Source organism: Kluyvera georgiana ATCC 51603 (genome assembly GCF_001654985.1).
Taxonomy (GTDB): Bacteria; Pseudomonadota; Gammaproteobacteria; order Enterobacterales; family Enterobacteriaceae; genus Kluyvera; species Kluyvera georgiana.
The window spans coordinates 1-11,426 of record NZ_LXEU01000033.1; the positions used below are offsets into that span (position 1 = coordinate 1).

The window sequence follows — 11,426 nt, forward strand, 5'->3', positions numbered from 1 at the left end:
GCCCGTAGGCTCTTTTTTTGTTATTCAGGCGCAGCGCCTGAATAATGGAAACTAGTGGTGACCATGTCCGTGGCCGTGTCCATGACCGCGCCCGCGTCCACGATGGTCATCACGGTCGCCCCAACCGTCGCGATAGCCGCGCTCGTAGGCCTTATTTCGTTTGTCCCAACCGCGATGCCAGCCGTTGTCGTGGCGATACCAGTGTTTATGCCAGTAGTCGCCGTCGCGCCAGCGGCCGCCGTCCCAGTAGTTACCGTAATTATCGCGATCGCCAATTTGTAATTTTACGGATGGCAGCAGGGTGATTTCGCCAGCATTAGCGAACATCGGGGCCGATGCTAACAACACTGCCGCCAGAATCAGTGACCTGAACATACTTCTCTCCTATACGATCGTGGCCAGAAAGGCCTGTTAACGCAATATTACAATTCGGTAAACATACGAATTATTGGGTTAACTCTTAAACCGCCAGGAGAGCGCACTTTTTGCTAAAATAGTCGTTATTTTATGCTACGCAAAATGGTATCAATTTCGGCACATTCTGCGGCGCTGAAATGACGGTTTGCCAGCATACCGATCGCGTCATCCAGCTGTGAGACCTTGCTGGCGCCAATCAGAACCGAGGTGACCGCCTGTTGACGCAGTACCCACGCCAACGCCATCTGCGACAGTTTCTGTCCACGCTGTTCTGCCAGTTCGTTCAGTTGGCGAACGGCGTTAATCTTGCCATCAGTGAGCTGTTCTGGCTTGAGGAAGATGCTGCCGCTGGCGGCGCGAGAGTCGGCAGGAATGCCGTTCAGGTAACGGTCGGTAAGCTGCCCACCGGCCAGCGGTGAGAAGGCGATACAGCCGACCCCTTCCTGCTGCAGCACGTTCAACAGGCCGTTTTCCACTCCACGTTCCAGCATGGAGTATTTCGGCTGGTGGATAAGACAGGGGGTGCCCAGATCGTTGAGTATGTCAATTGCCTGCTGCGCCAGTTCCGCCGGGTAGTTGGAAAGCCCAACGTACAGCGCTTTGCCCTGACGGACGACGTGATCCAGCGCGCGCATGGTCTCCAGCAGCGGCGTTTCGGGGTCCGGGCGATGGTGGTAGAAAATATCCACGTACTCAAGACCCATGCGCTTCAGACTCTGGTCAAGGCTGGAAATCAGATACTTACGTGAACCCCAGTCACCGTACGGACCATCCCACATGGTGTATCCAGCCTTGCTGGAGATAATCAGTTCGTCGCGATAAGGCAGAAAATCTTCGCGCAGAATACGGCCAAAGTTGCTCTCAGCGGAGCCTGGCGGTGGCCCGTAGTTGTTGGCGAGATCGAAATGGGTTATGCCGAGATCGAACGCGTGGCGAAGCAGCTGGCGGCTGTTCTCTACGCGGGTTTCATCGCCAAAATTATGCCACAGCCCCAGTGAAACGGCGGGCAGTTTGAGGCCGCTGTTGCCGCAGCGCTGAAACGTCATAGTCTCATAACGTGTTGGACTTGCCTGGTAAACCATTGTGTCCTCCAGAATTTCCGGTTGTGTATGCGCTTACACTAACGAATGTCTCTTCGCGCGTACACAGCTGAAATCTGTAAAATTTGCTTTCCAGAGGACTTTCTTATCAATACTGGACACGCTTAACACTTCTTCAATACTCAAAGAAATAACCGGCTGAAGGAGTGGCACCATGGCTTCGTCCTATACCGTGGCAGATTACCTGCTTGACCGTCTTGCTGACTGTGGCGTCGAGAGTCTGTTTGGCGTACCCGGCGACTACAATCTCCAGTTTCTTGACCACGTCATTGCTCACCGCACGCTGCGCTGGGTGGGCTGCGCTAACGAACTGAACGCGGCCTATGCCGCCGATGGCTACGCGCGAATGCAGGGCTGTGGCGCGCTGCTGACCACTTACGGCGTGGGGGAAATTAGCGCGCTGAACGGTGTGGCCGGTAGCTTCGCCGAGCACGTTCCGGTGCTGCATATCGTCGGTGCCCCTTGTACCGGCGCGCAGCTGCGTCGCGAATGTTTACACCACACGTTGGGTGACGGCGACTTTGACCATTTCCGCCAGATGAGTGCGCCAATTTCCGTCGCTCAGGGTGTGCTGACGGCGCAAAACGCCTGTCAGGAGATCGATCGCGTGCTGCTGGCGGTGAGGCAATATTGTCGGCCTGGCTACCTGCTGCTTCCCGCCGATGTTGCCGCGCTGCCGACGGCGAAACCTGTAAACGCTCTCACCGCAGCGCCACGGGTATCGGATAGGGCTCAACTGGAGGATTTTGTTCATCATGCGCGTAGCCTGCTGGAGGGATGTTCGCATGTGTCTTTGCTGGCGGACGTGCTGGCTCATCGATTTGGGCTTCAGGCGACGCTCAATCAGTGGATGCGTGCGCGTCCCATTCCACACGCCACGCTGCTGATGGGGAAAGGGCTGTTTGATGAACAACAGCCGGGATTTGTCGGCACGTACAGCGGCGGGGCGAGTCTGCCGCAAACGCGAGAGGCTATCGAGGATGCAGAGGCGATCGTCTGCGTCGGCACCTGTTTTACCGACACCATCACCGCTGGCTTTACTCACCGGATTGCGCCGGAAAAATCAATCGAGGTACAGCCGTTTTCCACTCGCGTAGGCACCCGCTGGTTTAGCGGTATTGACATGCAGTCGGCGGTGAACGCGCTGATAACGTTGAGCGAAGATTTAGCCCCATGGCACACCGATATCCGGCGGATATCCTCGCCAGCGGTGCTCGACACCGGGCATCTGACCCAGCGTCACTTCTGGCAAACGCTGCAGAAATACCTGCAACCGCACGATATTGTGCTGGCCGATCAGGGGACGGCTGCCTTTGGTATCGCGGCATTAACGCTGCCCACCGGCGCCAGTTTGCTGGTTCAGCCGCTGTGGGGATCGATTGGCTACACTTTACCTGCCGCATTCGGCGCACAAACCGCGTGTCCGGACCGGCGCGTGATGCTGGTGGTGGGGGACGGTGCGGCGCAGTTGACCATTCAGGAGCTAGGCTCCATGTTGCGGGACGGGCAGCGGCCGCTGATTCTGTTACTGAATAATGAAGGCTATACGGTTGAGCGCGCGATCCATGGGCCAGAGCAGCGCTATAACGAGATTAGCCTGTGGAACTGGACCTTGCTGCCACAGGCACTGAATCTCGACAGCCAGGCCGAATGCTGGAAGGTCAGCAATGTCGCGCAGTTGAACGATGCGCTGGCGCGCGCCGCGCGCCGCGACAGGCTGACGCTGCTGGAGGTGATGCTACCCAAAATGGACATCCCTCCGCTGCTTAAAGCCGTTACCGACGCGCTGGAGGCGCGAAACAGCGGCCGTTAATCCTTACGCTTACGCGGCACCATCATCGTAGGTTTCCCCGCCAGCAATAGCCAGGCGGGGAGCATCACGATACACAGCAGCGGCAGCAGCGTGGTATCCGGTACGACGACTGCGGCCATAAACAGGCTGAGCCAGGCATCGCGGGTGACCACCAGCACTAACCCCATAATGGCGCAGGAGACGGTAATCGCGGCCGGTACCGCTTCCACGTGCGCATGCAGCATCAACCCCAGCGCCACGGCGACAAATACCGCCGGGAATATGCGCCCGCCGCGGAAACCGCAGGCCGCCGCAACGACCAGCGCCGCCAGTTTGCTCAGCGCGAAGAGCATATAGTCGCCTGCGCCGAAATTTTGCCCGGCGGTCAGGCGCTGCATTTCATCCAGCCCTTTAAACAGCGTTAACGGGCCGCCAATCGTGCCGATAATCCCCAGTACAAATCCACCGACGCCGAGAATTAGCACCGGATGTTTTAAACGGTGAACTAACCCATGCAGGTGCGGCAGGCACCAGACGCCGATCATACCGATGGCGATGGCGATGATAGCGACCATCGCGCCGCTGAAAATATCGACGATGCGCATCGTCTGATAATGCTCGATGGGGAGTGAGAACTGAGGGTGAAAGAACAGGCCTGTGGTCAACGCGCCCGCGGCGGCAGCCAGCAGAGGAGCAAACAGGCGATCCCACAGCGGCGCATCATTACTGCTGGTTAACGTCTGGGAAAAAATAAGCGCGGCGGCAACCGGCGTTCCGAACAGTGCGCCAATGGTGCCGGCAGCGGCGAGAATCGTCCAGTCTAGCGAACTGACTCGTGGGAAGAAGCGTGCGCCCAGCGCCACCGCCAGCGCAATGTTGACCGACATAATCGGGTGCTCTGGGCCCAGGCTTACACCGCCCGCCAGCCCGAGGATCAAGGCGATCGCCAGCCCCGGTAGATGTGCGACGGGAACCGCGGCGCCGATCAGCGGCTCGCTGGCGGGATCCGGGCCCGCATGGCCTGGGCTATAACGAATCACCAGACCTACGGCGAGACCGGTCAGCGTCAGCATCAGGATAATCCACAGCGACGAATTCATATCCATGCCGAGCGCATCCGGTAGGTTGCGCCACAGCAGATGCTGGAGCACCGTAGCAATCTTCATCACCACGATCAAAATCAGGCTGGAGGCGATGCCAATCAATACCGCGGGGATGGAGAGCAACAACATCGTTCGGGCTCGCGGGTGGAGCATGGTGATATCCTTTTTGCTGAATACTGAGTTTACTGTGCATTTTCCCGAGCCGATGTTCAGCGCAAATGATGCTGAAACGATACGGCCCTACAGCTTATCCCGTTCTATACCTGCTAAAAAATACGCAAAAAATGTGACCTGGATCGATAATCCTGGGGCGCCAACATAATCGTCATTGTTGTTAACGCGCCTTGAATTTACAGTGTGGCAAAGATTTATTCTGACTTTAGCGGAGCCGTAAAGGAATGACAAAGTTTGCTTTAGTGGGTGATGTTGGGGGCACCAATGCGCGTCTGGCATTGTGCGATTTAGCCAGCGGTGAAATTTCGCAGGCGAAAACCTATTCCGGCCTGGATTATCCAAGCCTGGAAGCCGTTGTCCGCGTCTATCTCGACGAGCATAACGTGTCGGTCGAAGACGGCTGTATCGCCATTGCCTGTCCGATTACCGGTGACTGGGTGGCGATGACCAACCACACCTGGCAGTTCTCCATTGCGGAAATGAAGAAAAACCTGGGTTTCTCGCACCTGGAAATCATCAACGATTTCACCGCCGTCTCAATGGCGATTCCGATGCTGAAAAAAGAGCATCTGATCCAGTTTGGCGGCACCGAGCCGGTTGAAGGTAAGCCGATCGCCGTTTACGGCGCGGGAACCGGCCTTGGCGTGGCGCATCTGGTTCACGTCGACAAGCGCTGGGTTAGCCTGCCGGGCGAAGGTGGCCACGTCGACTTTGCGCCAAACAGCGAAGAAGAGGGGATTATCCTCGAAGTGCTGCGTGAAGAGATTGGCCACGTTTCCGCTGAGCGCGTGCTCTCCGGTCCTGGCCTGGTGAACTTGTACCGGGCTATCGTCAAGTCGGACAACCGGGTGCCGGAAAACTACAAGCCGAAAGATATTACCGAACGCGCGCTGGCAGACACCTGCACCGACTGCCGTCGCGCGCTGTCGCTGTTCTGCGTGATCATGGGCCGCTTCGGCGGTGATTTAGCGCTGACGTTGGGCACTTTCGGCGGCGTGTACATTGCGGGTGGCATTGTGCCGCGCTTCCTTGAGTTCTTTAAAGCGTCCGGCTTCCGCGGCGGGTTCGAAGACAAAGGTCGTTTCAAAGACTATGTACACCCGATCCCGGTGTATCTGATTATTCACGACAATCCGGGCCTGCTGGGCTCCGGCGCGCACCTGCGTCAGACGCTGGGTCAGGTGCTGTAATACACAGAGCCCGGGGTTTTCCCGGGCTCATTCCTGCCGTCGATGTTCCGTCAGCGGCTACAAATGCATGATCTGCCGAAACTCTTTCACCTTACTGCGGCTCACCGGCACCTGAAACTCAAGGTCGCGCAGGCGTAGAATGTAGGTGTTATTAAACCACGGCTCTATCTCGCGAATTTTATTCAGGTTCACACAGAATGAACGATGGCAGCGAAAAAAGTGACTGCTCGGCAGCTTGCTGCAAAACTCGGTAATGTTCATCGGCATCACGTACGATTCGCGGCGTGTGTAGACGAAAGTCATCTTTTCGTGCGCTTCAGCGTAGTAGATATCGCTGATGGGCGTCACGATGATGCGTTCATCTTTCACCAGATTAATGGTGTCGTTTTCACGGGGTGCGCTGGGGCTGCTGCTGACGATGCTCGATTGCTGCTGTTGCCAGGCCGCTTCCAGTTTTTGCAGCATGCTGACGATGCGGGATTCCTGATACGGTTTCAGAATGTAGTCGAACGCTTCCAGCTCAAAGGCCTCCACCGCATGTTCTTTCCACGCGGTGATAAACACGATAAACGGCTTGTGGGCAAACTGACTGATGTTCTGTGCCAGCAGCACGCCGTCCAGTGACGGAATGTTGATGTCGAGGAAGATCGCGTCCACTTTGTTGTGCTGCAAAAATTTCAGCACGTCCAGACCGTCGTCAAAGGTGCCGACAATCTCCATCTGGCTGTGTTGTTGAATCAGCCAGGTTAGCTCCTGTTGCGCCAGGAATTCATCTTCGACAATGATGACTTTCATGGTGACTCCGGGTTAGGGCAATAAGGTGGCGGCGGCCGGAACGGACGTACGCTGGTTGGGAATATAGAACGCGATCTCCGTTCCCGGCTCGAGTCGGCGAATATGCAATCCCTCACCGTACAGCAGTTTGACTCGGTGATGGACGTTCAGCAGACCAATTTTATTGCCAGGCATTTCATTGGCTTCCACCCGCGCGATGACCAGGGGATCGATACCCGGCCCGGTATCACGTACGGCAATACGCACGCGGTTGCCCGACTCGGCAATGCTGATGGTCACCACGCCTTTGCCTTTGCTACGTTGAATACCGTGTACGATGGCGTTCTCAACCAGCGGCTGGATCAGCAGGCTGGGAATCACGCAGTTCACCTCATCATCAATATCGTAGATAACGGTCAGCTTGTCGCCAAAACGCGCCTGCTCAATGGCGATGTAGTCCTTAATCTGATACAGCTCCCGACGGATATCTATCTGCTCATCGTCTTTTAATTCAATGTTATAGCGCAGGTAGCGCGACAGATTGAAAATCAGCTGCCGCGCTGTGTCCGGATTAAGGCGAATGGATGATGAAATGGCGTTCAGCGCGTTGAACAAGAAATGGGGATTGATTTTACTCTGTAGCGCGCGCAGCTCTGCCTTATTTGCCATCTCGCGCAGCTGTTCGGCACGAGAGACCTCCAGCTGCGTGGAGATAATCTGCGACAGGCCGATAGCCATCTCCTGCAACGAGGAGGTGATCTGGTGCGCGTGGCAGTAGTAGATCTTGAGCGTACCGGTAATCACGCCTTTCTCCGACAGCGGGATCACCAGCATCGAGTGAATCTCCGGCGTACGATAGGCTTCATCATTGTTTTTAATGATGATTTCACCGTTGTTAATCGCCTGACGGGTGACCGGGCTGATGGAGTCATCGTTATTGTGGTAGTTATCTTCCCCGACGCCGACATAGGCCAGCACGCGTTCAGTGTTGGTGATGGCGACGGCGTCGGCGCGAATATCCTGACGAATGATGTCGCAAATCTGGCGCAGAGTGTCGCTGTTAATCTGACGAAATAGCGGCAGCGTTTTATTGGCTATATCCAGCGCTAGCTTGGCCTGACGCGCGGCGCTGGCTTCTTTCTCGCCCTCTACGCTTTGCACCAGCAGGACAATAAAACCGATGCACACGCTGCCGGCAATCATCGGAATACCGATTTTCGACACGATATCGACGCCGAGCGCAATGCTGGGCGCCCAGATGACCACCAGAATCATGGTCAGCGTTTCGCACAGCATGCCGCCGAGGATACCAATCTTCCAGTGCAGCTCTTTCGGTACCCGGCGGTTAATCAGCCCGGACAGGATCCCGGCGATAATACTGGTGATAAAACACGGCACGGCGGTGACACCGCCTGCGTCAATCAGGTAACGGTGGATCCCGGCAATCACCCCTACGATGCCGCCTACCCACGGGCCGAAGAGGATCCCACCGGACATCACCGCGATAATTCGAACGTTAACCAACGAGCCTTCAACCGGCACGCCGGACCAGGTGCTGAAGATGGCGAACATCGAGAAGATGACGGTAACGGCCAGCAGCTCTTTCGCGGTATGGGCCGTTTTGTGCAACAGTTCGCGGAACAGCCGGATACGGATCAGGAAAAAGAGGCAGATCAGCATCAATGCGGCCCGGTCGTAGACCGCGAGCAGCATATCGAATATTTCGTGCATGGGGGCGCCGAATGTTTTCAGTAAAGTCTTATGATAAGTAACCCGAGGGCAGATGACCAGCAGTACGCGGAATAGGGAAAAACCTTAATTTTAAAAGGGGATTGTCAGGCAAACGTATTGTACAAGAAGAGATGGCCACTTCAGGGGGGACTTGAACTGCCTGCAATGAAAAACAATGGATAATTTATTGTTGCCATTGTGTTTTATATACATTGAATCCCTTATTTTAATTAATGATTCTCGTTTTCATTGGTTCCTCTTTTTACCGATAAAACATTTTTTTGCTTACCCTCTCGACAGCGCTAATTTTTTCAGGTTATTTTCTGTTCATGCCACATCGGTGGCAGCGTCGCTCGAACGGTTCGGGCGCTTACGTAATCCTGAGGAACCTATGGCTGAATCCAGCTCTGAACGCCGTTTTACGCGTATCGATCGCTTACCCCCGTACGTTTTTAACATCACCGCTGAACTTAAGATGGCTGCGCGTCGGCGCGGCGAGGATATTATTGATTTCAGCATGGGGAACCCAGACGGCGCCACGCCTGCGCACATTGTCGAAAAGCTCTGCACCGTGGCCCAACGCCCGGACACCCATGGTTACTCAACTTCACGCGGTATTCCGCGCCTGCGTCGCGCCATTTCGCGCTGGTATCAGGACCGTTATGACGTTGAAATTGACCCGGAAAGCGAAGCGATCGTCACTATTGGTTCGAAAGAAGGGCTGGCGCACCTGATGCTGGCGACGCTCGATCACGGCGACACCGTGCTGGTACCCAACCCAAGCTATCCCATTCATATCTACGGTGCGGTGATTGCCGGGGCGCAGGTGCGTTCCGTACCGCTGGTGGAAGGCGTTGATTTCTTCAACGAGCTGGAGCGCGCCATTCGCGAAAGCTATCCGAAACCCAAGATGATGATTTTAGGCTTCCCGTCGAACCCGACTGCCCAGTGCGTTGAGCTGGAGTTCTTCGAAAAGGTGGTCGCGTTGGCTAAACGCTATGACGTGCTGGTGGTACATGATCTGGCCTACGCGGATATCGTTTACGATGGCTGGAAAGCGCCGTCGATCATGCAGGTGCCCGGCGCGCGCGACGTGGCGGTAGAGTTCTTCACGCTCTCTAAGAGCTACAATATGGCGGGCTGGCGTATCGGCTTTATGGTCGGTAATAAAACGCTGGTTAACGCGCTGGCACGGATTAAGAGCTACCACGATTACGGCACCTTCACTCCGCTACAGGTGGCGGCGATTGCCGCACTGGAAGGGGATCAGCAATGCGTACGTGATATCGCTGCGCAGTATAAACGTCGCCGCGATGTGCTGGTGAAGGGGCTGCATGAAGCAGGCTGGATGGTTGAAATGCCGAAAGCATCGATGTACGTGTGGGCCAAAATACCCGAGCACTATGCGGCGATGGGCTCCTTAGAGTTCGCGAAAAAGCTGCTGCAGGACGCCAAAGTATGCGTTTCGCCAGGCATCGGTTTTGGTGACTACGGCGACACCCACGTACGTTTCGCGTTGATTGAGAACCGCGATCGTATTCGTCAGGCGGTGCGCGGAATTAAAGCGATGTTCCGTGCCGACGGTCTGCTGCCGTCAGAGCAAAAATCAGCGGGATAATTTTTCGCTCGCAGAAATGCAAACAGGAGCCAGATGGCTCCTGTTTTTTTTGCATTTTTATCGACTAGATCATCAGGGCAAAGGTGCCGGCAAAAACGATGACCATAAAGGAAATGCCCATAAAGAAATATTTCACGACTCATCTCTCCGCGTATCTTTTTTTCTACGCACTTATGAACGGTAGTGGTACTGCGAGCTGGTAACAACCGACGAAAAAAACGGACCTCTTTCGCGGCTGGCATCACCTCAGAATTCTGTGCTGTTGTGCTCCAGATGGCGCTAATGTACGCCTAAAAAATGGGGGAGACAAGAGGGATTTTTTTATTAATTTTTAGTTACTTACGACTGTCGTGATTCGACGACACTTTAATTTCATACGGTAATAAATTTCATTCTGGCGACGCTTCGTTTTGCCTCTGATGACACCTTAAACCCTATTGATTTTGCGCCTATTTTTCTGGCGTTATTCCGAAAATGCTATCCTGGCGACAATTCCTGGTGTGACCGAGTGGAGTTAAGAGGGGACGCGTGTTTTTTGTTTTTTACTTTTTGTACTCACTGTGAATACTTCACTCACACGAATTGAATGTTCAGGGGATTAGGATGATGAGAAAAAGCGTAAGGCGGGCGATATTAATGACGACAGCCTGTGTTTCGCTGCTGTTGGCCAGTGTGCCGCTGTATGCCCACGCGAACGATGTTCAGCAAAAGCTGGCGGCGCTGGAGAAAAGCAGCGGGGGACGACTGGGTGTGGCGTTGATTAACACCGCCGATAACACGCAGACGCTCTACCGCGCCGACGAGCGTTTTGCTATGTGCAGCACCAGTAAAGTGATGGCGGCGGCGGCGGTGCTTAAGCAAAGTGAAACGCAAAAGGACTTACTGAGTCAGCGGGTTGAAATTAAGTCCTCAGACTTGATTAACTACAACCCAATCGCTGAAAAGCACGTCAATGGCACGATGACACTCGGGGAGCTGAGCGCGGCGGCGCTGCAGTACAGCGATAATACTGCCATGAATAAGCTGATTGCCCATCTCGGGGGGCCGGGTAAAGTGACGGCATTTGCTCGTGCGATTGGCGATGACACTTTCCGGCTCGATCGTACCGAGCCGACGCTCAACACCGCGATCCCCGGCGACCCGCGCGATACCACCACGCCGTTAGCGATGGCGCAGGCTCTGCGCAATCTGACGTTGGGCAATGCCCTGGGTGACACTCAGCGTGCGCAGCTGGTGATGTGGCTGAAAGGCAACACCACCGGCGCTGCCAGCATTCAGGCAGGGCTACCCACATCGTGGGTTGTCGGGGATAAAACCGGCAGCGGCGATTATGGTACGACGAATGATATCGCGGTTATTTGGCCGGAAGGTCGCGCGCCGCTCGTTCTGGTGACTTACTTCACCCAGTCGGAGCCGAAGGCAGAGAGCCGTCGTGACGTGCTCGCTGCTGCCGCCAGAATTGTCACCGACGGTTATTAATACTCACCATGTGGAGTGATTTTTCGCTCCACTTACTATTTGTATTCT

General features: G+C 55.3%; 10 protein-coding genes. 4 read left to right on the plus strand and 6 right to left on the minus strand.

What is annotated here, in order from left to right:
* Positions 1 to 51 precede the first annotated feature (51 nt).
* Both M989_RS07150 and mgrA read right to left on the minus strand, forming a co-directional pair.
* Positions 52 to 375: a DUF2502 domain-containing protein gene (locus M989_RS07150; protein WP_064543739.1), complete on the minus strand. Its 324-nt coding sequence runs from the start codon at positions 373 to 375 to the stop codon at positions 52 to 54.
* A 125-nt stretch (positions 376 to 500) separates the two neighbouring features.
* Positions 501 to 1,499 carry an L-glyceraldehyde 3-phosphate reductase gene (gene mgrA, locus M989_RS07155; protein WP_064543741.1) on the minus strand — a complete coding sequence of 333 codons (999 nt, stop codon included), beginning with the start codon at positions 1,497 to 1,499 and terminating at the stop codon, positions 501 to 503.
* A 172-nt stretch (positions 1,500 to 1,671) separates the two neighbouring features.
* Here mgrA and M989_RS07160 point away from each other — a divergent pair, with 172 nt between their 5' ends.
* Positions 1,672 to 3,330 carry an alpha-keto acid decarboxylase family protein gene (locus M989_RS07160; protein WP_064543743.1) on the plus strand — a complete coding sequence of 553 codons (1,659 nt, stop codon included), beginning with the start codon at positions 1,672 to 1,674 and terminating at the stop codon, positions 3,328 to 3,330.
* Here M989_RS07160 and M989_RS07165 read toward each other — a convergent pair.
* A complete protein-coding gene (locus tag M989_RS07165; RefSeq protein ID WP_064543745.1) occupies positions 3,327 to 4,565 on the minus strand; it encodes an ion channel protein in 1,239 nt (412 codons plus the stop codon). The genes M989_RS07160 and M989_RS07165 overlap by 4 nt on opposite strands.
* A 245-nt stretch (positions 4,566 to 4,810) precedes the next feature.
* On the opposite strand from M989_RS07165, the gene glk reads away from it, so the two are divergent.
* On the plus strand, positions 4,811 to 5,776 hold the full coding sequence (gene glk / locus M989_RS07170) for a glucokinase (RefSeq protein WP_064543747.1): 966 nt from the start codon (positions 4,811 to 4,813) through the stop codon (positions 5,774 to 5,776).
* Positions 5,777 to 5,833: 57 nt separating this feature from the next.
* Here glk and M989_RS07175 read toward each other — a convergent pair whose 3' ends face one another.
* Together M989_RS07175 and M989_RS07180 are read right to left on the minus strand one after the other, a co-directional pair.
* Positions 5,834 to 6,571: a LytR/AlgR family response regulator transcription factor gene (locus M989_RS07175; RefSeq protein ID WP_064543751.1), complete on the minus strand. Its 738-nt coding sequence runs from the start codon at positions 6,569 to 6,571 to the stop codon at positions 5,834 to 5,836.
* A gap of 12 nt (positions 6,572 to 6,583) precedes the next feature.
* Positions 6,584 to 8,281, minus strand: a complete 1,698-nt coding sequence (locus tag M989_RS07180) for a sensor histidine kinase (RefSeq protein WP_064543752.1) — start codon at positions 8,279 to 8,281, stop codon at positions 6,584 to 6,586.
* Positions 8,282 to 8,672: 391 nt separating this feature from the next.
* Here M989_RS07180 and alaC point away from each other — a divergent pair, with 391 nt between their 5' ends.
* Entirely contained in the window at positions 8,673 to 9,899 is a 1,227-nt protein-coding gene (alaC, locus tag M989_RS07185; RefSeq protein WP_064543753.1) for an alanine transaminase, read from the plus strand.
* Between the two features lie 64 nt (positions 9,900 to 9,963).
* On the opposite strand, the gene ypdK is transcribed toward alaC, so the two are convergent.
* Positions 9,964 to 10,035 (minus strand): membrane protein YpdK, encoded by a 72-nt coding sequence (gene ypdK / locus M989_RS25480; RefSeq protein WP_100249902.1) that lies wholly within the window; start codon positions 10,033 to 10,035, stop codon positions 9,964 to 9,966.
* Positions 10,036 to 10,502: 467 nt separating this feature from the next.
* On the opposite strand from ypdK, the gene M989_RS07190 reads away from it, so the two are divergent.
* Entirely contained in the window at positions 10,503 to 11,378 is an 876-nt protein-coding gene (locus M989_RS07190; protein ID WP_064543755.1) for an extended-spectrum class A beta-lactamase CTX-M-152, read from the plus strand.
* Positions 11,379 to 11,426: the final 48 nt, after the last annotated feature.

Bases quoted from the DNA above. Each gene is read 5' to 3' on its own strand.
- M989_RS07150 (WP_064543739.1), bottom strand. From the start codon at position 375: ATGTTCAGGTCACTGATTCTGGCGGCAGTGTTGTTAGCATCGGCCCCG.
- mgrA (WP_064543741.1), bottom strand. From the start codon at position 1,499: ATGGTTTACCAGGCAAGTCCAACACGTTATGAGACTATGACGTTTCAG.
- M989_RS07160 (WP_064543743.1), top strand. From the start codon at position 1,672: ATGGCTTCGTCCTATACCGTGGCAGATTACCTGCTTGACCGTCTTGCT.
- M989_RS07165 (WP_064543745.1), bottom strand. From the start codon at position 4,565: ATGCTCCACCCGCGAGCCCGAACGATGTTGTTGCTCTCCATCCCCGCG.
- glk (WP_064543747.1), top strand. From the start codon at position 4,811: ATGACAAAGTTTGCTTTAGTGGGTGATGTTGGGGGCACCAATGCGCGT.
- M989_RS07175 (WP_064543751.1), bottom strand. From the start codon at position 6,571: ATGAAAGTCATCATTGTCGAAGATGAATTCCTGGCGCAACAGGAGCTA.
- M989_RS07180 (WP_064543752.1), bottom strand. From the start codon at position 8,281: ATGCACGAAATATTCGATATGCTGCTCGCGGTCTACGACCGGGCCGCA.
- alaC (WP_064543753.1), top strand. From the start codon at position 8,673: ATGGCTGAATCCAGCTCTGAACGCCGTTTTACGCGTATCGATCGCTTA.
- M989_RS07190 (WP_064543755.1), top strand. From the start codon at position 10,503: ATGATGAGAAAAAGCGTAAGGCGGGCGATATTAATGACGACAGCCTGT.